Annotated in this window: 20 protein-coding genes; 14 read left to right on the top strand and 6 right to left on the bottom strand. The window is 73.1% G+C overall.

Annotated elements, in window-relative coordinates:
* The first annotated feature begins 161 nt into the window (after positions 1–161).
* Together ACH4XV_RS23540 and ACH4XV_RS23535 are read left to right on the top strand one after the other, a co-directional pair.
* Positions 162–959 (top strand): methyltransferase domain-containing protein, encoded by a 798-nt coding sequence (locus ACH4XV_RS23540; RefSeq protein WP_395792816.1) that lies wholly within the window; start codon positions 162–164, stop codon positions 957–959.
* Between the two features lie 119 nt (positions 960–1,078).
* Positions 1,079–1,564 (top strand): DUF1992 domain-containing protein, encoded by a 486-nt coding sequence (locus ACH4XV_RS23535; RefSeq protein WP_395792814.1) that lies wholly within the window; start codon positions 1,079–1,081, stop codon positions 1,562–1,564.
* A gap of 195 nt (positions 1,565–1,759) precedes the next feature.
* Here ACH4XV_RS23535 and ACH4XV_RS23530 read toward each other — a convergent pair whose 3' ends face one another.
* Positions 1,760–2,629, bottom strand: coding sequence for a hypothetical protein (locus ACH4XV_RS23530; RefSeq protein WP_395792812.1), 870 nt, complete (start codon positions 2,627–2,629; stop codon positions 1,760–1,762).
* A gap of 480 nt (positions 2,630–3,109) precedes the next feature.
* Here ACH4XV_RS23530 and ACH4XV_RS23525 point away from each other — a divergent pair, with 480 nt between their 5' ends.
* The 11 genes from ACH4XV_RS23525 (at position 3,110) to ACH4XV_RS23475 (ending at position 15,800) form a co-directional block, all read left to right on the top strand.
* Positions 3,110–4,399 carry an ATP-grasp domain-containing protein gene (locus ACH4XV_RS23525; protein ID WP_395792810.1) on the top strand — a complete coding sequence of 430 codons (1,290 nt, stop codon included), beginning with the start codon at positions 3,110–3,112 and terminating at the stop codon, positions 4,397–4,399.
* Positions 4,396–5,337 carry a Rossmann-like domain-containing protein gene (locus tag ACH4XV_RS23520; RefSeq protein WP_395792808.1) on the top strand — a complete coding sequence of 314 codons (942 nt, stop codon included), beginning with the start codon at positions 4,396–4,398 and terminating at the stop codon, positions 5,335–5,337. The genes ACH4XV_RS23525 and ACH4XV_RS23520 overlap by 4 nt, the downstream gene beginning before the upstream one ends.
* Entirely contained in the window at positions 5,334–6,509 is a 1,176-nt protein-coding gene (locus tag ACH4XV_RS23515) for a PLP-dependent cysteine synthase family protein (protein ID WP_395792806.1), read from the top strand. Before ACH4XV_RS23520 ends, ACH4XV_RS23515 begins: the two co-directional genes overlap by 4 nt.
* Complete coding sequence (locus tag ACH4XV_RS23510) at positions 6,506–7,558, top strand: enolase C-terminal domain-like protein (protein ID WP_395792804.1); 1,053 nt, start codon at positions 6,506–6,508, stop codon at positions 7,556–7,558. Before ACH4XV_RS23515 ends, ACH4XV_RS23510 begins: the two co-directional genes overlap by 4 nt.
* On the top strand, positions 7,555–8,856 hold the full coding sequence (locus ACH4XV_RS23505; RefSeq protein WP_395792802.1) for an MFS transporter: 1,302 nt from the start codon (positions 7,555–7,557) through the stop codon (positions 8,854–8,856). Before ACH4XV_RS23510 ends, ACH4XV_RS23505 begins: the two co-directional genes overlap by 4 nt.
* Before the next feature lie 160 nt (positions 8,857–9,016).
* Positions 9,017–9,808 carry a class I SAM-dependent methyltransferase gene (locus ACH4XV_RS23500; protein ID WP_395792800.1) on the top strand — a complete coding sequence of 264 codons (792 nt, stop codon included), beginning with the start codon at positions 9,017–9,019 and terminating at the stop codon, positions 9,806–9,808.
* A gap of 49 nt (positions 9,809–9,857) precedes the next feature.
* On the top strand, positions 9,858–11,456 hold the full coding sequence (locus ACH4XV_RS23495; RefSeq protein ID WP_395792798.1) for an ABC transporter substrate-binding protein: 1,599 nt from the start codon (positions 9,858–9,860) through the stop codon (positions 11,454–11,456).
* Positions 11,453–12,406 (top strand): ABC transporter permease, encoded by a 954-nt coding sequence (locus tag ACH4XV_RS23490; RefSeq protein WP_395792796.1) that lies wholly within the window; start codon positions 11,453–11,455, stop codon positions 12,404–12,406. The genes ACH4XV_RS23495 and ACH4XV_RS23490 overlap by 4 nt, the downstream gene beginning before the upstream one ends.
* A gap of 20 nt (positions 12,407–12,426) precedes the next feature.
* Entirely contained in the window at positions 12,427–13,254 is an 828-nt protein-coding gene (locus tag ACH4XV_RS23485; RefSeq protein WP_395792954.1) for an ABC transporter permease, read from the top strand.
* Positions 13,241–14,833 carry an ABC transporter ATP-binding protein gene (locus ACH4XV_RS23480; RefSeq protein ID WP_395792794.1) on the top strand — a complete coding sequence of 531 codons (1,593 nt, stop codon included), beginning with the start codon at positions 13,241–13,243 and terminating at the stop codon, positions 14,831–14,833. Before ACH4XV_RS23485 ends, ACH4XV_RS23480 begins: the two co-directional genes overlap by 14 nt.
* A 178-nt stretch (positions 14,834–15,011) precedes the next feature.
* Positions 15,012–15,800 (top strand): VOC family protein, encoded by a 789-nt coding sequence (locus ACH4XV_RS23475; RefSeq protein ID WP_395792792.1) that lies wholly within the window; start codon positions 15,012–15,014, stop codon positions 15,798–15,800.
* A 293-nt stretch (positions 15,801–16,093) separates the two neighbouring features.
* Here ACH4XV_RS23475 and ACH4XV_RS23470 read toward each other — a convergent pair whose 3' ends face one another.
* From ACH4XV_RS23470 to ACH4XV_RS23450, 5 genes are all read right to left on the bottom strand, one after another.
* Positions 16,094–18,394, bottom strand: a complete 2,301-nt coding sequence (locus ACH4XV_RS23470) for a heavy metal translocating P-type ATPase (RefSeq protein ID WP_395792790.1) — start codon at positions 18,392–18,394, stop codon at positions 16,094–16,096.
* A gap of 159 nt (positions 18,395–18,553) precedes the next feature.
* The gene (locus ACH4XV_RS23465) at positions 18,554–19,543 is read right to left on the bottom strand and encodes a hypothetical protein (protein WP_395792788.1); all 990 of its coding nucleotides are present in this window, start codon (positions 19,541–19,543) and stop codon (positions 18,554–18,556) included.
* Positions 19,544–19,709: 166 nt separating this feature from the next.
* Positions 19,710–19,982, bottom strand: a complete 273-nt coding sequence (locus tag ACH4XV_RS23460) for a heavy-metal-associated domain-containing protein (RefSeq protein WP_395792786.1) — start codon at positions 19,980–19,982, stop codon at positions 19,710–19,712.
* Between the two features lie 148 nt (positions 19,983–20,130).
* Positions 20,131–20,412, bottom strand: coding sequence for a metal-sensitive transcriptional regulator (locus tag ACH4XV_RS23455; protein ID WP_078981450.1), 282 nt, complete (start codon positions 20,410–20,412; stop codon positions 20,131–20,133).
* Between the two features lie 217 nt (positions 20,413–20,629).
* Positions 20,630–21,196 carry a DoxX family protein gene (locus tag ACH4XV_RS23450; RefSeq protein WP_395792784.1) on the bottom strand — a complete coding sequence of 189 codons (567 nt, stop codon included), beginning with the start codon at positions 21,194–21,196 and terminating at the stop codon, positions 20,630–20,632.
* Positions 21,197–21,380: 184 nt separating this feature from the next.
* Between ACH4XV_RS23450 and ACH4XV_RS23445 the strand changes: the two genes are divergently transcribed.
* Positions 21,381–21,848, top strand: coding sequence for a MarR family winged helix-turn-helix transcriptional regulator (locus tag ACH4XV_RS23445; protein ID WP_126638644.1), 468 nt, complete (start codon positions 21,381–21,383; stop codon positions 21,846–21,848).
* The last annotated feature ends 59 nt before the right edge of the window (positions 21,849–21,907 follow it).

Below are 21,907 nucleotides of genomic sequence, written 5' to 3'. Positions count from 1 at the left end.
CGGCCCGGGTTCGCGGGCGTGGCTTGTTCGGGTGGGTCGATGGGCGTTGATGACCTTCGGGCGAACGATAGCCGTCCATTGGCCGAAATGATGCGATTGCACCCGCGGATGGTTCCAGACTGCCTGCGCCGACCGGTCGGGGTCGGGGGGTGGGACCGTGGATGAGCGAGGAAACCGTGGCAGACGAAACCATGGACGATGTGCGTGCCGGGGTGCACGCGACCTATGTGGCGGCGGCGAGCACCGTGCTGGCCGGGGGCAGTGTGACCAGCGATTCCTGCTGTGACGGCAGTGGGGTCGGGGTCGGTGGGGGGTTCGGGGCGGGGCGGTACCGCGCGGAGGAGTTGGGGTGGCTGCCCGGGGCGGCGACGGCCGCGAGTCTGGGGTGCGGCAATCCGGCCGCGGCGGCGGACCTGGTCGAGGGCGAGCGGGTGCTCGATCTCGGCTCGGGCGGCGGCATCGACGTACTGCTTTCGGCCCGACCGGTGGGGCCGAAGGGGCGGGTGTACGGGCTCGATCTGCTGGACGAGATGTTGGAGTTGGCCGGGGCGAACGCGCGGCGCGCCGGGGTGGACAACGTCGAGTTCCTGAAGGGCTCGATCGAGGCGGTGCCGCTGCCGGCCGCGACGGTCGACGTGGTGATCTCGAACTGTGTGATCAGTCTGGCGGTGGACAAGGGCGCGGTGTTCGCCGAGGCGTTTCGGGTGCTGCGCCCCGGCGGCCGGCTCGCCGTGTGTGACGTGGTGGCCGGTGAGGGGCTGACGATCGAGGAGCAGATCGCGCGCGGGTCGTTCGCCGGGTGTCTGGCCGGGGCGTTGGCGGCGAGCGAGTATCGGGCCGGGCTCCGGGCGGCCGGGTTCATCCGGATCACCGTCGAGCCCTCGCACGAGATCACCGACGGGATGCGGTCGGCGATCGTTCGGGCCGACAAGCCGAAGGTGTGCTCCTGCGACTGGTGACCTCGGGGTCGGCGGCGGGCTCGGGGGTGTGGCCCGCCGCCGACCCGCCGCCGTCCGGTCGGTGGGGTGGTGCGGCATGCTGGAGGGGAACCGACGTCGTCGTGCGGAGGAGGAGTTCCGTGACCGAGCGCAAGCCGCCCGAGGTTCCGTTCGATTCGTGGGTGGACCGGCAGATCGATGCCGCCGCCGCGCGGGGCGAGTTCGACGACCTTCCCGGGGCCGGCAAACCGTTGGCCGCGATCGACGCGCCCTACGACGAGCTGTGGTGGGTGCGCCGCAAGATGCAGACCGAGGGCATCTCCGTACTGCCCCCGACCCTGGCGCTCCGCAAGGAGGCCGAGGACACGATGGCGGCGATCGAGCGGGCCCGTTCGGAGCGTGAGGTCCGGCGCATGGTCACGGAGATCAATGCCAAGATCGTCGCCGCGTTGCGGATGCCGCCGCCCGGGCCGGTGCTGGGCCTTCGGCCGTTCGACGAGGAGGAGGCGGTCGCGCGGTGGCGGGCGGCGCGGCCGGAGCCGGCGGCGCCGGCGAATCCGGTGGGCACGGACGCGCGTCGGCGTGGGTCGTCGCGGTGGCGGCCTTGGCGGCGTCGGGTGGGGTAGGTCCTGTCCGGCGGATCCTGCCGGGTCCGCGTCGTCCGGCAGGATCCGCCGGACAGGGCCTGGGCGCGGGGCGGGTCCGTTGGTGGGTAGGTGTTCGGCCGGGACGGAGACCGCCGGCTCGACGTGGCCCCGGTGGTGCCGAGGTGGGTCGTCGAGCCGGCGATCGTCCGGAGAACCGGGCGGACCCGGGGTGGTTCAGGCCGCGGGGCCGGTGAACAGGCCGCGACCGGTCTTGACCGCGCGTCCGGCCTTGACCAGACCCTCGGTCGAGGTGCGCACGCTCTCCATGCGGCTCTTGGTGGCGACCTCGCCCAGGGCCTCGGTGAGCTGACGCACGTTCATCGGCTCGCCGGTGCCCGCCAACAGCGCGGCGATCTCGTCGCGCAGGTGGGAACGGACCGGACGGGCCGCCGGCGCCGCCGCGGGTGCGGGCGCTTCCGTGGCCTTGGCCTTGGCGGCCGAGGTCGCCTTGGCGGCCTTGGTCGCGGTGCCCGCCTTGGTGGTGGTCCGCTTGGTGGCGCTCGGCTTGGCGGTGGCCGGCTTGGCGGCGGTTGCCTTCGCCGCGGCGCCGGCCTTGGTGCGGGTGGACTTCCTGGCCGCAGGCTTGCCGGCCGGAGCCTTGCGGGCGGAGGCGGACTGTATCCGCGTCTGCTCCGCCACCGCCGCGACCGCCTGCTTCTTGCGACGCGGGGCCGGAACGGTCGCCGCCGGGGTCTCCGGAGCGGCCGGTTCGGGCGTGGCCTCGACGACCGGCTCGGGCGAGGCGGTGGCCTCGGCCTCGGGCGCGGTCTCCACGGCGGGTTCGTCCTCGGGCGCGGATTCGGCCTCGGGCGCCGGGGCGACCTCGGTCTCGGCGACCGGCTCCGCCGCGGCCTCCTCGGCCGGGGCCGACGCCGACGCGGTCAGCGGGCGAATCAGTGCCAGTTGCTCCACCGCGCTCAGTCGAGCGGCCAACTGGGCCTCGACCACGGCCAGTTCATCTTGCAGCCGGTCCCGTTGCCCGGCCAGTTCCGTGGCCTCCTTTTCCAATGCAACTCTCAGTTCGTCAACCGACGATGCGACCATCCGGCGACTCCTTTTCGTGGTTCGGCAATCGGGTCGGGGCAGTCGCGATCCGGCGGACCGGAGCACGTTGATCCCCTTCGGCGGGCGGGGGCATCCCACCCGCGCTGGGTCCATGATCGCCCGTTCCGCGCGTGACATGCACCAAAACACGTTTCCGCGTGCGGAATTGCCCGAAGAAAGCTTGGATCGGCCGCTCTGTGTGCGGTGTTGCGGACGGGTTGTGACATGGGAAACGGGGTTCGGGGGTTTCGGGGCGGCGTCGAGGCCCGGATTCGGCAGTGCCGATGTGGTGTCGGGCGCGGTTCGGATGTGGTTTCGGGGCGGTGGCGGCGCGGTGGCGGGCCGGCGCGGGTGGGTGTCGGCGGGTACGGACGCCGACTCTCGTTGATGTTGTATTGAAAATGAAAACCATTCCCGATACGGTCACGGCGGATCGATGCTCTGCGAGAGAGCCGTCGCCGCGGTCGGAGAGGGAGTTCGGTGGGTCATCTGTTGGTTGTAGAAAGCTGGGTCGGGGCGATGAGCGGGTTGTTGCCCCGGGCGATCCACGAGGCCGGACACGAGTTCACGTTCCTCACCCGGGACCTGCACCACTACCTGCGTGCGACGCCCGGCGCGGCGCCGCATCCGCTGCTGTCCGCGCGCAACATCGTCACGACCGAGACCAACGACGCGGTGGAACTGCCGGCCGCGGTCGAACGGCTGCACGAGGTGTTCGCGTTCGACGGGGTGTTGTCCGCGTGCGACTACTACCTGCCGGCCACCGCGCGGATCGCCGCCCGGCTCGGCCTGCCCGCTCCCGCGCCGGACGCGGTGGAGGCGGCCTGCCGCAAGGATCTGACCCGCCTGCGCCTGGCCGAGGCGGGCGTGCCCGGCCCGCGCTTCGCGCTGTGCGCGGACCGGGCGCGGGCGCGTGGGGCGGCGCGCGAGATCGGCTATCCCGTCGTGGTCAAGCCGGTGGACCTGTGCGCCGGGATGTTGGTGCGTGTCGTCCACGACGAGGTCGAACTGGCCCGCGCACAGCGGGCGATCACGGACCTCACGGTGAACGCGCGCGGACAGCGCCGGGCCCCGGTGGTGCTGATCGAGGAATACCTCACCGGGCCCGAGGTCAGTGTCGAGACGGTCACCCAGGCGGGGCACACCCATGTCGTCGGCGTCACCGACAAGAGCCTGGGCGCCGAACCGACGTTCGTCGAGACCGGACACATGTTCCCGGCCGCACTCGATCCGGACCGTACGCGGGCCGCCGCGGACACCGCCGTACGCGCGGTCGAGGCGCTGGGCCTGGACCATGTCGTGGCGCACACCGAGATCCGGCTCACGCCCGACGGGCCGCGCACGATCGAGGTCAACCCCAGGCCGGCGGGCAATCGCATCACCGAACTGGTCCGGCATGTCACCGGCGTCGACCTGGTCGTGGCCTGTGTCGATGTCGCGCTCGGCCGGCGTCCCGACCTCACGGTGCGGGAGACCGGTGTGCGCAGTGCGGCCATCGGCCTGCTGCTGCCGGACGAACGCGACCTGTCGGCCGACGGGACGGGCACGCTCGCCGGCATCGACGGCGCCGACGCGGTACGCGGCGAGCCGGGCGTGGTCGAGCTGACCCTGGCCGAACCGGGGCGGGCGGTAAGGGCCGCGACCAGCAACAACGAGTATCTGGGCCACGTGCTGACCGCCTCCCGGGGCGCCGGCGCGCGGGAGTCGGCCGAGCGCATGCTGGGTCGGCTGCGCCCCCGCTACGGGGCCGTGTCGGCGGTGACCGGGTGAGCCGGCCGCGATCGGTGCCCAAGCCCCCGGGCACCCTCGACGATCTGCTCGTCCGGGTCCGCGCCGGGGAGTTCGGGGCCGACCCGAACCAGGAGCGGGTGAGCACCGCCTTCCGCACCGTGCAGGCCGTCCGGCACGCGGAACGCACCACCGGCTACCGCAACGAGGTGCTGAGCGTGCGATTGGGCGCGGCGGTCGGCTCGTGTGCCGCCGAGCCGGGCGCGCTGCCCGCCGACACCGTCGACGCCTGTGTCGGGGCCCGCGTCGCCGACCTGCTGGCGCATCCACTCGCGCCGGTCCGGATCGCGGCGCTGGATGCCTACCTGATGCGGGCCCGGCCGCATGGCTCCGAGCACGGTGCCCGGTCGTATCCGCTGCCGGCCGGGAGTTCGCTGACCAAGTCACGGGCCCGGGCCCGTGCCGTGGTCGACCTGCTGCCCGTGGAGCGGGTACGCACGGTGCTGGTCGTGGGCGTGGTCAACTCGCTGTTGGAGCGGCTGCGTACGCTCGGGATCGGCTGCGTGCCGTGCGACTTCGAGGGCGGGCGCACCGAATGGGGCGAGCCGATCCGCCGCGACGCCGAGGCCGAACTGGACCGCTGCGACGCGATCCTGGCCTCCGGCATGACGCTGGGCAACGACACCTTCGAGCCGCTGCGCGCACACGCGGCGAGCACCGGCAAGCCGCTGGTGATGTTCGCCCAGACCGGCAGCGCGATCCTGCCGCACTTCGTGGGCGCGGGGGTGAGCGCGGTGTGCGCCGAGCCCTATCCGTTCTTCTGGCTGGACGGCGGGCCCGGTGTGGTCTACCACTACGGCGGGCCGAGTACGGCGTACCGGCTCGCAGACCCGAGTGCCGCGCACGGGCCCGAAAGTACGAGCGCGGCGCACCGGCCCGAAGGTGCGAGCGCGGCGCACCGATCGGGAGGTGCCGCGTGAATACCGTCCCGCTCCCGCGCGCCGCCGGTTCGACGGGTGGCAATCCCGACCTGCTGGCCCTGCTCGGCCGCACCCCCGTGGTCCGCGTCGGCACCGAACTGCCCTGCCCGCATCCGGGCTTCTGGGCCAAGCTCGAATACCTGAGCGCGGGCGGCATGAAGGCGCGCGCCGCCGTATCGATGTTGCGCGGCGCCCGCCGGCGCGGCGAACTGCGCCCGGGCGCGCTCGTGGTCGAGTCCACCTCGGGCACGCTGGGCATCGGTCTGGCCTTCGCCGGACAGGCGCTCGGCCATCCGGTCCGGCTCGTCGGCGATCGCGAACTCGAGCCGTCCATGAGGCAGTTGTTGCGCGCGCACGGCGCCGAATTGGATCTGGTGGAGCATCCGTCGGCGGTCGGCGGCTGGCAGGCGGCCCGGATCGACCGGCTGCGTGAGATCCTGCGCGGCACCCCCGGCGCCTATTGGCCGGACCAGTACAACAACCCCGACAACCCGGCGGGCTACGCGTCGATGGCGGCCGAACTCGCCGACCAGCTCGACCACGTGGACATCCTGGTGTGCAGCGTGGGCACCGGCGGGCACAGCGCCGGGCTGATCGGGCCGCTGCGCCGGCGCTGGCCGGCGCTGACCGTGATCGGCGTCGACTCGGTCGGCTCGACCATTTTCGGCCAGCCCGCCCGGCCACGCCTGATGCGCGGGCTCGGCAGCAGCATCCGGCCGCGCAACGTCGCCCACCACGCGTTCGACGAGGTGCACTGGGTCGGCCCGGCCGCCGCCGTCGACGCGTGCCGCCGGCTGGCCCGGGGCAGCTTCGTCAGCGGCGGCTGGAGTACCGGCGCGGTGGCCCTGGTCGCCGCGTGGGCGGCCCGGGTGCACTCCGGTACGACCGTGGCCACCATCTTTCCGGACGGCCCGCACCGGTACCTCGGCACGGTCTACGACGACGCCTTCTGCGCCGCGCACGGCCTGGACGGTGCCCACGTGCCCACCCACCCGGTCGAGATCCTGGACCCCGGGATCGTCGAGGTCGGCGGCTGGGCGCGCTGTCGCACGGTCGCGCGCACGCCGGGCGGCCCGGGGTCGTCGGCGCGGGAAGACACGCCCGCGTCGGCCGCCACGCCCCCGCCCCGCGTCGCGGGGATGCCCGAGGCATCCATAACGGGGTCCGCATGAGGCTCACGTGGCAGACCACCCGGCTCGAACTGGGTGAGCCGTTGCGCATCTCGCGGTCGGTGATGACCGGGCGGGATGCCGTCTGGGTGTGTGTCGAGCACGAGGGGGTGCGCGGGTGGGGTGAGGCATTGGGCAGCACTCGGCTGGGACTGTCGGCCGATGACATCGGGGCGGCCCTGGCGCGGGTGGCCCGGCCGTGGCTGGGGCGGTTCGGCGAACCGGAGAGCGCTTCGGGGGAGTTGGCCGGCACCGGACCGGGCGGGCTGCCGCTCGGGGTGCGGGCCGCGCTCGACGCGGCGTTGCTCGACCTGGTGGGCAAGCGCGCCGGGCAGCCCGTACACCGGCTGCTCGGCGCCGAACGGGCGCCCGCGGCGATGACCGCGCGGACCATCGGGCTCGGTGGCATCGAGCACGCTGCCGGTGCGGCGACGCGGTGGGCCGGGCTCGGGTTCACCGTGCTCAAGGTTAAGGCCGGTGCGCCCGATCCGGCGCACGATCTGGCCCGGATCTCGGCCGTGCGCGACGCGGTGCCAAACGCCCGGCTGCTGCTCGATCCCAACGGCGCGTGGAGCGAGGCGCAGACCATGGAGCTGCTGCCGCGATTCGCCCTTCTCGGGGTGGAGGCGGTGGAACAGCCGATCGCGGCCGGGCGACCCGATGTGCTGGCGCGGATCGCTCGGCACGCGCCGATTCCGGTGATCGCCGACGAGGACGCGGTCACCCGCGAGGATGTGCTGCGGCTGGCCGGACGGATTTCCGGGGTCAACCTCAAACTCGCCGAATGTGGCGGTCCGCGTGTGGCGTCGCGGATCCTCGAGGACCTGCGCGGCAGCGGTACCGAGGTCATGTTCGGCTGTCTGACCGGCAGCTCGCTCGGCATCGCGCCCGCCGTACACCTCGTCGACCGGGCCCGCTGGGTCGACCTGGACGGGCATCTGCTGCTCGCCCACGATCCGTGGACCGGCATCGGCGGTATCGACGGCACGGTGCGCGCAGCCGGACACGCGCCCGGGCTGGGTGTGCGGCGCACGATCGGGGCCGACCGATGAGGACACTTCGCGCGATGGCCGAATTCCCGCTGGCGGTAAGGTTGTTGCTGGTCAACCAGCTCGGCGTGAACACCGGCTTCTACCTGCTGATCCCGTATCTGGCCACCCACCTCACCGACGACCTGGGGATGTCCGCCGCCGTCGTCGGCATCGTCCTGGGCGTGCGCAACCTCGCGCAACAGGGACTGTTCATCCTCGGCGGCTCCGCCGCCGATCGGCTCGGCGCACGCGGCGTGATCATCGCCGGTTGTGCGCTGCGCACCGTGGGGTTCGCGCTGTTCGCGCTGGGCGACGGACTCCCCGTGCTGCTTGCCGCCGCGCTGCTCAGCGGACTGGCCGGGGCGCTGTTCAACCCCGCGGTGCGCACCTACCTCGCCCGCGAGGCGGGGCCGCGCCGGGCCGAGGCGTTCGCCCTGTTCAACGTCTTCGCCACCACCGGCGCCCTGCTCGGCCCGCTGCTCGGCAGCCTGCTGCTCCTGGTCGACTTCACCGCCGCCGCGCTCACCGCGGCCGTGCTGTTCGCGGCGCTGACGATCGCCCAGGCGCTCGTCCTGCCGGCGCGCCCGGTGCCCGCGCCGGAGCGTTCGGTGGTGGCCGACTGGCGCGAAGTCCTGGGCAACCGCGCCTTCGTGGCGTTCTCTATCGCGATGGCCGGGCTGTACGGACTGGAGACACAGCTGTATCTGCTGCTCCCGGACGGCGTTCGGCACGCGACCGGCCAGGAGGCCGCCGTCGGGCTGCTGTTCCTCACCGGGACGGTCGCCAACCTGCTGCTGCAACTGCGGATCACCCGCCTCCTCCAGACGCGCGGCGACCGAGCCCGGTGGATCACGATCGGAACGGCCGTGACGGGGATGGCCTTTCTGCCCCCGATGGTGGTCGCCGGCGGCGCCGGCCCGGACGGGACCGGGGACGCGGTGGTGCGGATGGTGCCGCTGATCGCCGCCGCCCTGCTGCTGCATCTGGGCGTGATGATCGCCCAGCCGTTCGTGCTCGAACTGGTCCCCGCCTTCGGCCCGGACCGATTGACCGGCACCTGCTTCGGGCTGTTCTACGCGGCGTCGGGCATCGCGGCGGCGGCCGGCAACGCCGGGATCGGCTGGGCGATGGACGCGGGTTCGGACGGTGGCCGGGCGTGGTTGCCGTGGGCCTGCTGCGCGCTCCTCGGCCTGGTCGCGGCATCGGCGGTGGGGTGGCTGCGCCGGGGCGGGACGCTGCCGCCGACCGCGCCCGGAACCGGCGCGGTCGAGCCGGCGCGTACTCCCGACCACCCCAGGGCCGAGAGCGAGTCCCGATGAGCACCCGTGCCGGTCGCCTGGCCGCGAGCTTGCCGCGACGAGCACCCGTGCCACCTGCGCGGCCGAGAGCTTGCCGCAATGAGCTCCTGTTACCGCCGTGCGGCCGAGAAACCGCCCCGATGAGCGTCCGCGACCCGTACGAAGCCGAGAGCGAACCGACGTGAGTACCCGCAATCTCCTGACCGATACCCCCGAACTCTACGAACGCCGCTTCCCCGACCCCGGCCGGCTCGCCGCCCGCTGGACCGACGCGACCCTGCGGCGCCACGGCGGCGGGCCGCGCGTGCTGGACGTGGGGTGCGGCACCGGGCGGGACGCGGCCTGGTTGCACGCGCACGCCGCCCGCGAGGTGGTCGGCATCGACACCTCGGCGGCGATGGTGCGCCACGCCCGCACCCACCACCCCGGGCCGGACTACCGCCTCGCCGACATGCGCGACTTCGACCTCGGGCGCGTCTTCGACGCTGTGGTCTGCCTGGACAGCGCGCTGCTGTACTGCCACGAGAACGCCGAGCTCGCGGCGTTCCTCGATCGTTGTCGAGAACACCTCGTGCCCGGCGGGCTGTTCGTGGCCGAACTGCGCAACGGCGCCTATTTCCTGCAGGGTGCCGAGGGCTCCCGGCCCGAAACCGAACCCCGTACCGACACCGTCGTGCGCGCCGGGGTCACCTACACCTCGCGCACCACCCTGTGGGTCGACCACGGCGCCCAACTGCTGCGCCGACGCCGGGAATGGACGTCGGACGACGGAGCGCCGGCCCGGGTGCAGCTCTCCGCGTGGCGACTGCTGTTCCCCCGCGAGCTGGACTACTTCCTCGACGTCGCCGGCTTCGATGTGCTCGACCTGTACGACCGCCCGGGACCGCGTACCGACCCGCCCTGGGTCGACGGCGCCCCGCCCGCCGCGACCGGGCACGGCGACCGCCTGCACGTGGTCGCCCGCCGCCGCTGACCCGGCATCACCTCGCCCACCACCACCGCCGACACGGAGAGAACGACCCATGAGCCGGATCCACCCCCGCATACCCCCCGGCGCATCCCGCGCCGGTACCTCCCGCCGGGCCTTCCTGACCGCCGGGAGCATTGCCGCGCTGACCCTGGCGGTGGGCTGCGCCGGCGGCACGGCCGAGCCCGGGCCGCGTGCCGCTACACCGGGCGAGGGAACGCCCAGGCGCGGCGGGCGGTTGAGGGCGGCCTTCCCGGGCGGCGGTGCCAACGAGACGCTGGATCCGCACCTGGCCAATCTGTTCGTCGACGTGGCCCGGGCCAAGGCCCTGTTCGACAAGCTCGCCGACTACGGCGCGGACCTGGCCCCGGTACCCCGGCTCGCCGCCGGGTGGGAGCCGAACGCGACGCTGGACACGTGGCGGGTACGGCTGCGCCCGGCGACCTTCCACGACGGCCGGCCCGTGACCGCCGAGGACGTGCTGTACAGCTTCCGCCGGATCGCCGACCCCGCACGGGCGTTCCGGGCCAAGGCCGCGCTGGAGTCGATCGACCAGGCCGCGAGTCGGGTGATCGACCCCGCCACGGTGGAGTTCCGGCTCAAGCTGCCCTACGCCGAATTCCCCAACGTACTCGCGGCGTTCGGCGCCTACATCGTGCCGGCCGGTGCGGACTCCTTCGAGCGGCCGGTGGGATCGGGGCCATTCGTGTTCGGGTCGTTCAAGCCCGGGAGTTCGCTGCTGCTGCGGCGCAACGACGGATACTGGGACGGCGGTCCGCACCTGGACGAACTGGAGTTCGTGATCGCGGGCGAGGAATCGGCGCGGACCAACGCGCTGCTCGGCGGGCAGGTCGAGTACGCGCACGAGTTGAATCCGGCCACCGCGCGGGTGCACGAGGGCCGGGGCCGGATCAGCGTGATGCGGTTGCGGAACAGCGCGATGCAGGGCTTCGTGATGAAGACCGATCGGCCGCCGTTCGACGACCGGCGGGTCCGACAGGCGTTCTGCCTGATCGCCGACCGTCGGGAACTCGTCGACGGGGCACTGTCGGGCGCCGGGGAGGTGGGCAACGACCTGTTCGGCAAGGGATATCGCTACTACGCGGCGAGCCTGCCGCAGCGCACCCAGGACCTTGCCCGAGCCCGCGCGCTGCTGCGCGAGGCCGGCTCCGAGGGCCTGACCGTCACCCTGGATACCGCGCCCGCCGCCACCGGATTCGTCGAGGCCGCCGGGATATTCAAGGAACAGGCGGCAAAGGCCGGGGTCACCGTCCAGGTGCGGATCGGCAACAAGGACACCTACTGGAAGGACATCCTCACCTCCGGCACGTTCGCGTCCTACCGCTCGGGGGCGATGCCGATCGAATCTCACGTCTCCCAGCGGCTGTTGACCGGATCCACCACCAACGCCACACACTGGCGGGACCGGGACTTCGACGAGCTGTACCGGCAGATCCAGTCCACCCCCGACGAGGCGTTGCGCACCGCGCTGTACGAGCGTTTGCAGCGCCGACTGCACGACGAGGGCGGGTTCCTGATCTGGGGCTTCGCGGACTGGATCGTGGCCACCGCGAACCGGGTGCGCGGCGTGGCGACGAACGCGCCCGCCAATACGCTGGACTGGGCCCGGTTCGACAAGGTCTGGCTCGGGTGAGCGCGGATCGTGGCCGCCCGGCACGCCGCCTGCTGCTGGGCCCGGTCCAGATCGCGGCCGTGGCGGTGTTGATCTTCGCGTTGACCGAGGCGCTGCCGGGGGACGCGGCGGTGGCCCTGGCGGGCGACCAGCCCGACCCGGAGCGGATCGCGCGGATCCGGGAGTCGATGGGCCTGGATCGTTCGGTCGGCGGACGGTTGGCCGCCTGGATCGAGCGTCTGGCGCACGGCGACCTGGGCACCTCGCTGGTCTCGGGCCGGCCGGTCGCCGACCTGCTCGCCGACGGGTTCGGCCCGACCCTGGTACTGGCCGGGGTCACGGTCGTGCTGCTGGTGCCGCTGTCGGTGGGTCTGGGGGTGCTTGCCGCGCGGCGCGAGGGCGGCCCGGTGGATCGGCTGATCAGCGCGCTGACGTCGGCGGTGCACGCGGTTCCGGAGTTCGCCCTCGGGGTGTTGCTGGTGACGCTGTTCGCGCTGGAACTGCGGTGGTTGCCGCCGACGGCCGTGGGTACCGACGGTGATCTGCTCGGCCGTCCGGCCGTGTTGGTGCTGCCGGTGGTGGTGCTGCTGTCCCGGCCGGTGTGCACGATCGCCCGGCTGGTGCGTGCGGGCATGATCGACGCGATGGCGTCGCCGTATGTGGCGCACGCGCGGCGGCAGGGCCTGTCCGGTGCCCGGGTGTGCTGGATGCATGCGCTCCCCAACGCCCTTGCCCCCGCGAGCCAGCAACTCGCCCGCACCTGCGACTGGTTGCTGGGCGGCGTGATCGTGGTGGAGGCGCTGTTCGTGATCCCCGGGCTCGGCACCGTACTGGAGGACGCGGTCGCGGCGCGCGACATCCCGGTGATCCAGGGGCTGGCGCTGGTGTTCGGGGTGGTGACCGTTTCGGTCAACCTTGTCGCCGACCTCGTGACGCTGCGGCTGGCGCCGCGCATGGAGGTGGCGGCGTAGTGAGCTCGCGTTTGGGGAGATTGAGCTGGGGCGGCGGCGGCGGCCGACGGTATGCGGTGGCGCTCGCGTTGATCGGGCTGCCGCTGGTGCTCGCGTTGATCGGGCCGTGGTTCGCGGGGCCGGTGCAGCCGCGTGCGGTGTCGTTCAGCGCCGGGGGAGGGCATTGGCTGGGCACCGACTTCGCCGGGCGCGACGTGTGGCGGCAGGTGTTGCTCGGCGGGCGATCGGTGGTGTTGGTGGCGGTGGCCGCGACGGTCCTGGCCTATCTGGTGGCGGTGCCGCTCGGGCTGGCCGCCGCGGCGGCGCGGCGCGGGTGGGTGGCCGAGGTGCTGATGCGGCCGCTGGACGTGCTGATCGCGGTACCGTCGCTGCTGATCGTGCTGCTCGTGGCCGCGCTGTTTCGGCCGGGGCCGGCCGAACTGGTGCCGGTGATTGCCCTGGTGGCGATGCCGGACGCCGCGCGGGTGGTGGCCGCGGCGGGCACCGAGGTGGCGGCGCGGCCCGCCGTCGAGGCGCTACGGATGCAGGGCGAGTCGTGGTGGCGGATCACCGTCGGCTACCCGCTGCGGTCGATCCGGCGCACGCTGGCCGCCGACGCGGGGACCCGGCTCGCCAGTGCGCTGTACCTGGTGGCCACCGCCGCGTTCCTGGGCGTGGGTGTGGCCCCGGACGCCGCCGACTGGGCGGTGATGGTGGACCGCAACCGGCCCGGCCTGTTCCTGCAACCGTGGGCCGTGGTCGTGCCGGCGGCGCTGATCGTGGTGCTGTCGATGGGTACGAACCTGGCGTTCGACACCGCGTTGCGGACGCCGACGGCCGGGCGGGAGAGGGACGATGAGCGGCGCTGAACCCGTGGCGTTCGTGCGCGAGTTGCGGGTCGTGGTGGGTGGTCGGGCGATCGTGGACGGGGTGGATCTGACGCTGCGCGCCGGGCGGATCACCGCGCTGGTGGGGCCCTCGGGCAGCGGCAAGACCACCACCGCGCTGGCCCTGCTCGGCGAAGTCCCGCCCGGCGCACGGGTGACGGGCGAGGTACGGGTCGTGGGTGGGGGAGCGGTCGGGTACGTTCCGCAACATCCCGGCGCGGTGCTCAACCCGGTGCGTCGGGTCGGCGTGTTGTTGCGGGACATCGCGCGGGCGCGGGCGCGCGTGGGCGGCCGGGCGGTGCACCGGGCAGCGGTGGTCGAGGCGTTGCGGGCGGCGCGGATCGAGCAACCCGAGGAGGTGGTGCGGCGCTTCCCGCATCAGCTCTCCGGAGGGCAGCAGCAACGCGTCGTGGTGGCCCAGGCGTTGTTGCTCGGTGCGCGGGTCGTGGTCGCCGACGAGCCGACCACGGGACAGGACGCGCTGACCAAGCAGGGCGTCGTGGAGCGGCTGGCGGCCCTGGCCGGGGAAGGGATCGCGGTGTTGTTGCTCAGCCACGACCTCGATGTGGTGCGCCGACTCGCGGACGAGGTGGTGCTGTTGGCCCACGGGCGGCCGGTCGGGTTCGGGCCGACGGCACGGGTGCTGCCGGCGCCGGAGCCGGTGGAGATTCCGCCCCCGAGGCCGGGTGCAGACGCAGGCCCCGACCCCAGCACCGCCGTTCGGCTGGAGGTCGGGGGCCTCACGGCCGGATACCCGGCGGGCGTGCGGCGCCGGGTGACCGTCCTGGACCGGGTGAGCCTGTCCGTGGCTCCCGGCGAATGCCTTGCCCTGGTGGGCCGTTCGGGCAGCGGCAAAACGACGCTGGGCCGCTGCCTCGCCGGCCTGCACAGTGGATACCGGGGGCGGATCCGGTTCGACGGTACGACGTTGCCCCGCTCGCTGCGCGGTCGTACTACTGACCAACTGTCCGCCGTGCAATACGTGTTCCAGGACGCGCGGGCCTCGTTCGACGAGGGCCGGCCGGTCGTGGACCAGGTGGCCCGGACTGCCGTGCGGCTGCGCGGCGTGCACCCGGACGCGGCTCGGACGGAGGCGCTCGACACGTTGGCCGAACTCGGCCTGGCCGCGTCCGTGGCGGAGCGGCGACCGGGCGCGCTGTCCGGGGGCGAGTTGCAGCGTGCCGCGTTGGCCCGAGCCCTGCTCGCCCGGCCCGGCGTGCTGGTCTGCGACGAGATCACCTCGGGCCTGGACGGCGCGGCCCGGACGGAGTTGCTGGACCTGCTCGCTCGTTCCCGGGAACGTACCGGCCTGTCCCTGGTGTTCATCACCCACGACCTGGCGGCGGCTGCCCGGCTCGCGGACCGGATCGCGGTCCTGGACGCGGGCCGGCTGGTGGAAGAGGGTCCGGCCGGACGGATCCTGACCGACCCTCGACACACGTTCACCCGCCGGCTGGTCCGCGCGGCCCGCGGTGCCGGGGCACCGGGCCGGGGAGACGACCTCGGCGACCCGGCCGCCGGTACGGACCTTCCCGACCCGCTGCGGATCGGCCGGGGGTGAACGACGGCGACCGCGTCGCGCCCGTCCCGAGCCGGGCGGGTGGGCGACGCGGCCCGATCGGAGGTTGACGGACGTGGTCCCGCGGGTACCGGCGCGTCGGTGGTGGCCCGATGTGGGTTGCCCACGATGGCGAGTGACGACGGGTACGGGGGCGTCGTTCTTCTCTGGAGGTTCCGTCATGCCCGAGGTAACCAGCCCCTATAAGCCCGGCACACCCTGTTGGGTCGACCTGATGGTGCCCGACCAGCAGGCCGCGCTCGACTTCTACCGCGACCTGTTCGGCTGGCAGGGCGAGGTGGGCCCGCCGGAGACCGGTGGATACGCGGTCTGCACGCTCAACGGCAAGGCCGTCGCGGGCATCATGAAGGCGATGTCCCCCGACGGCGGCCCGACCCCGCCGACGGCGTGGACCACCTACCTGGCCACCGCCGACGTGGACGCTTCCCAGGAGAAGATCACCAAGGCCGGCGGCAAGGTGATGATGCCGGCGATGGACGTGATGACCCTGGGCCGGATGTGTGTCGCCGCCGATCCCACCGGCGCGGTGTTCGGTCTGTGGCAGGCGCGGGACTTCGGTGGGGCGCAGGTGGTCAACGAGCCCGGTTCGGTGATCTGGAGCGAGCTGAACACCAGCGATACGGGCGCCGCGGCGAAGTTCGGCAAGGCCGCGCTCGGTCTGGAGGCCGAGCCGATGGAGGGGGCCGAGGGCTACTTCTCGCTGAGTGCGGATGGGCGGGTGGTCGGCGGGATGCAGGGGCTCGACCAACTGCCGCAGGGTACGCCGTCGCACTGGCTGACCTACTTCTCCGTCGACGACACCGACAGCGTCGTCGACGCGCTGGTCCGGGCCGGCGGCAACGTACTCAAGCCGCCGTTCGACATGATGGCCGGCCGGATGGCCGTGGTCACGGACCCGCAGGGCGGCGCGTTCGCGGTGATCAACGCGACCGCTCCGGCACCGAACTGACCCGACGGTCCGCCCGGCACCCCACATGGGTGTCGGGCGGACCTTGCGGTCGTACGCCGGGCGGAGCGGCGCGGTGTCGCGACCGGACGGGTGACCACCGGCGCGCGTCGCCCGCCGCCGCCGGGCCGCCGAGGCGCGGATCGCCGCACTCGGCCACTTCGGCCACTAAGAGCGGGCCGACGCCGAACGCACGCTGCGCACGGTCCTGCCGGACGTACTGCGAATCGGCGGCTCGCACACGCGAATGGTCCGCCCCTGGTGAGGGGCGGACCATTCGTGCTTTCGAGTCGGGACTACGCGGTCGGGTGGGTGTCGTCGGCCAGGGCCTTGAAGCCGCGCAGCCGCAGGCTGTTGCTGATCACGAAGACCGAGCTGAAGGCCATCGCGGCACCGGCGAGCATCGGGTTCAGCAGGCCGGAGGCGGCCAGCGGGAGGGCGGCGACGTTGTAGGCGAAGGCCCAGAACAGGTTGGACTTGATCGTGCCCAGGGTCTTGCGGGCGAGGCGGATGGCGTCGGCGGCGGCGCGCAGGTCGCCGCGCACCAGGGTGAGGTCGGATGCCTCGATGGCGACATCGGTGCCGGTGCCCATGGCCAGGCCGAGGTCGGCCTTGGCCAGCGCGGCGGCGTCGTTGACGCCGTCGCCGACCATGGCCACGATCCGGCCCTCCTCCTGGAGACGCGTGACCACGTCGACCTTGTCCTTGGGCATCACCTCGGCGAACACGTGCTCCGGATCGATGCCGACCTGCCCGGCGACGGTGTGCGCGACCGTGGTGTTGTCGCCGGTGAGCAGGATCGGGGTCAGGCCCAGCTCGCGGAAGCGGCGGATGGCCTCGGCGGAGGTGGGCTTGATCGCGTCGGCGACGACCAGCACCGCGCGGGCCTTGCCGTCCCACGCCACCGCGACGGCGGTACGGCCCAGCGCCTCGGCGTCGGCCATGGCCCGCTCCAGCTCCGCCGGGAGGTCGAGCGCCCACTCGGTCAGCAGCCGGGTGCGGCCGACCAGGACGGCGTGGCCCTCGACGATGCCCTGCACGCCGAGCCCCTCGACGTTGGCGAAGTCCTCCGGGTCCGGCAGGTCGCCGACCCGCTCGGTCGCGCCCTTGGCGACGGCCTGGGCGATGGGGTGCTCGGAGGCGTTTTCCAGGGCACCGGCCAGGCGCAGCACCTCGGCCTCGGTCTCGTCGGCGGCGAGGTGCACGTCCAGGAGGGTCATCCGGCCGGTGGTGACGGTGCCGGTCTTGTCGAGCACGACGGTGTCGACGCGACGGGTGGACTCAAGGACCTCGGGGCCCTTGATCAGGATGCCCAGCTGTGCGCCGCGCCCGGTGCCGACCATCAGCGCGGTCGGGGTGGCCAGGCCCAGGGCGCACGGGCAGGCGATGATCAGCACGGCGACGGCGGCGGTGAACGCGCCGGCGATGCCCTGGCCGGTGCCCCACCAGAAGCCGAGGGTGGCGGCGGCGAGGGCGATCACGATCGGGACGAAGATGCCGGAGACCTTGTCGGCCAGGCGCTGGACCTGGGCCTTGCCGTTCTGCGCGTCCTCGACCAGCCGGGCCATCTGGGCGAGTTGGGTGTCGGCGCCGATCCGGGTGGCCCGGACCACGAGCCGGCCGCCGGCGTTGACGGTGGCGCCGGTGACGGTGTCGCCGGGAGCGACCTCGACGGGCACCGACTCGCCGGTGAGCATCGAGGCGTCGACCGCCGAGGTGCCCTGCTCGATCACGCCGTCGGTGGCGATCTTCTCGCCGGGACGGACCACGAACAGGTCGCCGACGACGAGCTGTTCGACCGGGATGCGCTCCTCGCGCCCGTCCCGCAGCACCGCCACGTCGCGGGCGCCGAGTTCGAGCAGCGCCTTGAGCGCCGCGCCGGAGCGGCGCTTGGCGCGGGCCTCGAAGAAGCGACCGGCCAGGATGAAGGTGGTCACCCCGGCGGCGGCCTCCAGGTAGATGTTTCCGGCCCCGTCGCTGCGTTCGATGGCGAAGGAGAACGCGTGGGTCATGCCGGGTTCGCCGGCGCTGCCCCAGAACAGTGCGTAGACCGACCACGCGAGCGCGGCCAGTGTGCCCATGGACACGAGCGTGTCCATGGTCGAGGTGCCGTGCCGCAGGTTGGTCCAGGCGGCCTTGTGGAACGGCCACGCGCCGTAGGCCACGACCGGCCAGGCCAGCGCGAGGGACAACCACTGCCAGTTGGTGAACTGGAACGCCGGGACCATCGCCATCGCGATCACCGGCACGGTCAGTACGGCGGAGATCAGCAGCCGGTCGCGCAGGGCCCGGACCCGACCACCCTCGGGGTCGGCCTCCGGCGCGGCCTCGCCGCCGCCGGCGGTGACGGGAGGGGCGGGGAGTTCGGCCGTGTATCCGGCCGCCTCGACCTGGGCGATCAGGTCGGCCGGCGCGATCTCGCCGGCGTAGCTGACCTTCGCCTTCTCGGTGGCGTAGTTGACCGTCGCGGTCACGCCGTCGAGTTTGTTCAGCCGCTTCTCGATGCGCATCGCGCACGAAGCGCAGGTCATGCCGCCGATCGACAGTTCGATCTGCCCGCTGTCCTGTGGCGTCGAGGTTTCGGTGGTCGAACCCATCGCCTGCTCCTGTTCGGATCGGTGGTTGCGCGGCCGTCGCGGGGCCGGGGGCGGTGGCGGCCGGTGCCGTCCCGCGATCATGCCTGAACTATACCCTAGGGGGGTATCAAAACGTCAAACGTCGGCCATGGCCGAGCCCGAGGGTGGCGTCGGGCATCCCTAGTGGGCGTGCTCGCCGTGCTCGGGCTGGGCGGGCTGGGCGGGTGGCGTGGACTGGGTGGGTGGCGGAGTCGGTGTGGTCGCGGCGCCCACCGTGACGGTGAACTCGGCGGTGCGGACCCTGCCCTCGTGTTGGAAGTCCAGGTAGAGGCGGTAGTTGCCCGCGCTGGGGGCCTGGGCGTGAAAGCCGATGCCGGGGCCCGCGGGGGTCTTGCCGTCGCCGGGCGCGCCCTGCGGGTGCACGTGGAGGTAGGCCAGGTCGCCCTGGCGCAGCGCGACCAGGTGGCCGTAGGCGCCGAGATAGGGCTGGAGGTCGGTGACGGGGCGGCCGTCCTTGCTCACGTTCAGGGTGAGTGGCGCGGAAGCCGTGGTCAGGTCGCCGGCCAGGGTGACGGTGTAGCCGTCGACGACGGCGGTGCGACTCGGCGCCGGCAGCGCGGCCGGTGCGTAGTCGCCGGCCACCACGACGTCGGCGCCCAGGGTGAGTGTGCCGCCGGGGTCGCCGGTGGGTGTGAAGTCGGCGAACATCCGGTACGTGCCGGCGTTCGCGAAGGTCAGCGGCACGCTCCAGGTGCCGTCGGCGCCGAGCACGGGGTGTACGTGCTGGAACCCGGACAGGTCGCGGCGGGCCACGATCAGGTGCAGGTCCTTGTCGTGGGCCCGGTCGTAGCGCGTCCACGGTTGCCCGTCCGGGCCGAGGACACGGAAGCGGAAGTCGGTGGCGGTGCCGGCCGGCAGCGGCTCGGCGGGGGCGACCAGGGTGTAGCCCCGCTCGGAGACCTGGAGGCCGCCCGGCATCTCGGCGGCGGCCGGTGTGGCGCCGGGGGAGCGGGCGCCGCCCGACGGGCCCGCCTGGGCGCCGCCGTGGCCGCCGTGTGCGGGGGCGGGATCGGAGCCGACCGGGCCGACCGCGTGGCCGATGCCGAAGGCGGCCCCGAAGGCCAGCACCACGCCGGCGCCGAACGCGCCGACCTTGACTGCGGTGTTCATGCTCTCTCCCTGTTCGATGGCGCGTTCGACACCGCGTCGGACGCCGCGTTCGAGGCGGTGGGGCGGGTGGTCGCCGTGGAGCGGCGGGCCCCGGTGGTGTGGCCGACCGGGGTCGTGGGTGGTGCGTCGAGGGGGCGCCGGTGTCGGGCGGCGCCCCCTCGACGGGTCAGTGGCAGCTGCCGCAGCAGCTCGCGCCGGCCTCGGGGGCCTCGGCCGCCGGGGCGACCAGTTCGTAGCCGGCCTCGTCGATCGCCGCCGCGACGGCCGTGTCGGCCGGGGCCGTGTCGGAGGTGACCGTCACCTTGCCGCTCGCGAGGTCGACCGCGACCTCCGTGACGCCGTCGATTTTGCCGACCTCGGCCTTGACCGAGGAGACGCAGTGGCCGCAGGTCATGCCGGTGACGGTGTAGGTCGAGGTGACGGAAGTGGTCGTGCTCATGGCGAAGCCTCCTGGTTCTCGGGTCCGCCGCACCGGAGGTGTTCCGGTCGGCGGCTTCGACTACAACATACCCCCCCTGGGTATGTTGTCAAGCCGAGACGATGGATTCCTGTTGTGAAACGGGGGTGCCAGTGCGGGAGAACTCCCGTCAGGAGCGCACCAATCGGGCCACCGCGTCGGCGGCCTCGCGGACCTTGGCGTCGGCCGCGTCGCCGCCCTGCCCGGCGGCCTGGACCACGCAGTGCCCCAGGTGATCGGTCAGCAGCCCCAGGGCGACGGCCTGGAGCGCCTTGGTCACGGCGGACACCTGGGTCAGCACGTCGATGCAGTAGGCATCCGACTCCACCATCCGATGCAGCCCTCTGACCTGGCCTTCCACCCTCTTGAGGCGGGCGAGGTAGGCGTCCTTGCCGTCGTCGTATCCGGTCATCGCGGGCCTCCTTGGTCGCGCATGCGGTCTCTGCTCGACCGCAAGGTACCCCCATAGGGTATCGTTTCGCCGGTCGAATACCCCCGTGCCCTATGAAAATATGTGGAACACCGGGTGCCCGGACCGAACGTCGGAGGCGCGACATGCGGCCGCCCCCGGGATCCGTGGATCCCGGGGGCGGCCGCAGGTGATTCGGGGCGTGCTCGTGTGCTCGCGCTCAGTCGCGCAACATCAGGATGACGCCGGCGGTGAGCGCGCCGACCGCGACGGCGGCGATGCCGTACGCGACGCGGTGGCTGCGCAGGACCGGCAGGAAGCGGTCCACGGCCAGTCGGCCGGGGCCGGTCAGCGCGAGCGCGGCGGCGGCCGCGGTGAGCAGCAGTTCGTACTCGACGCCCTTCGGCGCGAAGAAGCCGCCGTCCCACTTGACCGCGATGGCGTTGATCATGGTGCCCACGATCCCGGCGGCGGCCAGGGGAGTGCACAGGCCGATGACGAGGGCGAGGCCGCCGAAGGTCTCGGTGAGGCCGGCCACGGTCGCCATCGCCTTGCCGGACGGGTAGCCGCTCATGGTGAAGAACTGGCCGGTGCCGTCCAGGCCGGAGCCGTCGAACCAGCCGAAGAGCTTCTGTGTGCCGTGTGCGGCCATGGTCAGGCCGACCACGATGCGCAGCAGGGCCAGGCCGAGGTCATAGCCGTGAAGCGACCCGGCGGGCGCGCCGGCCGGCGCGATGCGGGTCGCCTGATCGGGGTCGCGGTGGGTCGTCTCGGCGGGGGAGTACATGCGGGTGCTCCTGTCGATGGCGAGGTCGCTGGGGCGATCTTGCGGCGTGCGGACATGCGGCGGCGCCACGCGGTGGCACCGCGTGTGGCGGCGCGCTCCGCGAGGTGCGGTGTCAGTTCAAATTTGAACTACTTCGACGCTACAGGCCGACCCCGGCTTCGACAAGCTGGGTAGGGTTTGCCGCATGAGCGAACCGCGTTGGCTGGACGACCTGGAGATGGCCGCGTGGACGAGCTTCGTCGAGGCCGGCCACCGGGTGGACCGGGCGCTGGAGCGCCAGCTCAAGGACGAGGCGGGGTTGTCCCACCCGCAGTACGAGATCCTGGTGCACCTGGCGGACGCGCCCGACGGCGAACTGCGGATGGCCGAACTGGCCGACCGGCTGATCACCTCGAAGAGCGGGATCACCTACCAGGTCGCCCAGTTGGAGAAGCTGGGCCTGGTCCGCCGGCGCGCGTGCCCGGAACAGGCGCGCGGGGTCTACGCGGTGCTGACCGACGAGGGATCCGCGCGGTTGCGCGGCGCCGCGCCCGCACATGTGGCACGGGTGCGCGAGGTCCTGATCGACGTCTTGGATCGTGAGCAACTGGCGGTACTGGCTGAGGCGTTGGGCGTGGTCGGCCGCCGGCTGAGGGCACACGACCGGGCCTGAGGCGCGTCCGGCGCGGGCCCGGACACGGGCGCGCCCCGCCCCCGGCGCGCTGCCGGGGG

The sequence above is a fragment of the Embleya sp. NPDC020630 genome, assembly GCF_044334985.1.
Lineage (GTDB): Bacteria > Actinomycetota > Actinomycetes > Streptomycetales > Streptomycetaceae > Embleya.
The sequence above is the reverse complement of the archived record's forward strand: the minus strand, read 5'-3'. Positions and strand labels throughout refer to the sequence as shown.

Bases quoted from the DNA above. Each gene is read 5' to 3' on its own strand.
- ACH4XV_RS23540 (WP_395792816.1), top strand. From the start codon at position 162: ATGAGCGAGGAAACCGTGGCAGACGAAACCATGGACGATGTGCGTGCC.
- ACH4XV_RS23530 (WP_395792812.1), bottom strand. From the start codon at position 2,629: ATGGTCGCATCGTCGGTTGACGAACTGAGAGTTGCATTGGAAAAGGAG.
- ACH4XV_RS23510 (WP_395792804.1), top strand. From the start codon at position 6,506: ATGAGGCTCACGTGGCAGACCACCCGGCTCGAACTGGGTGAGCCGTTG.
- ACH4XV_RS23505 (WP_395792802.1), top strand. From the start codon at position 7,555: ATGAGGACACTTCGCGCGATGGCCGAATTCCCGCTGGCGGTAAGGTTG.
- ACH4XV_RS23495 (WP_395792798.1), top strand. From the start codon at position 9,858: ATGAGCCGGATCCACCCCCGCATACCCCCCGGCGCATCCCGCGCCGGT.
- ACH4XV_RS23480 (WP_395792794.1), top strand. From the start codon at position 13,241: ATGAGCGGCGCTGAACCCGTGGCGTTCGTGCGCGAGTTGCGGGTCGTG.
- ACH4XV_RS23475 (WP_395792792.1), top strand. From the start codon at position 15,012: ATGCCCGAGGTAACCAGCCCCTATAAGCCCGGCACACCCTGTTGGGTC.
- ACH4XV_RS23470 (WP_395792790.1), bottom strand. From the start codon at position 18,394: ATGGGTTCGACCACCGAAACCTCGACGCCACAGGACAGCGGGCAGATC.
- ACH4XV_RS23465 (WP_395792788.1), bottom strand. From the start codon at position 19,543: ATGAACACCGCAGTCAAGGTCGGCGCGTTCGGCGCCGGCGTGGTGCTG.
- ACH4XV_RS23460 (WP_395792786.1), bottom strand. From the start codon at position 19,982: ATGAGCACGACCACTTCCGTCACCTCGACCTACACCGTCACCGGCATG.
- ACH4XV_RS23455 (WP_078981450.1), bottom strand. From the start codon at position 20,412: ATGACCGGATACGACGACGGCAAGGACGCCTACCTCGCCCGCCTCAAG.
- ACH4XV_RS23450 (WP_395792784.1), bottom strand. From the start codon at position 21,196: ATGTACTCCCCCGCCGAGACGACCCACCGCGACCCCGATCAGGCGACC.
- ACH4XV_RS23445 (WP_126638644.1), top strand. From the start codon at position 21,381: ATGAGCGAACCGCGTTGGCTGGACGACCTGGAGATGGCCGCGTGGACG.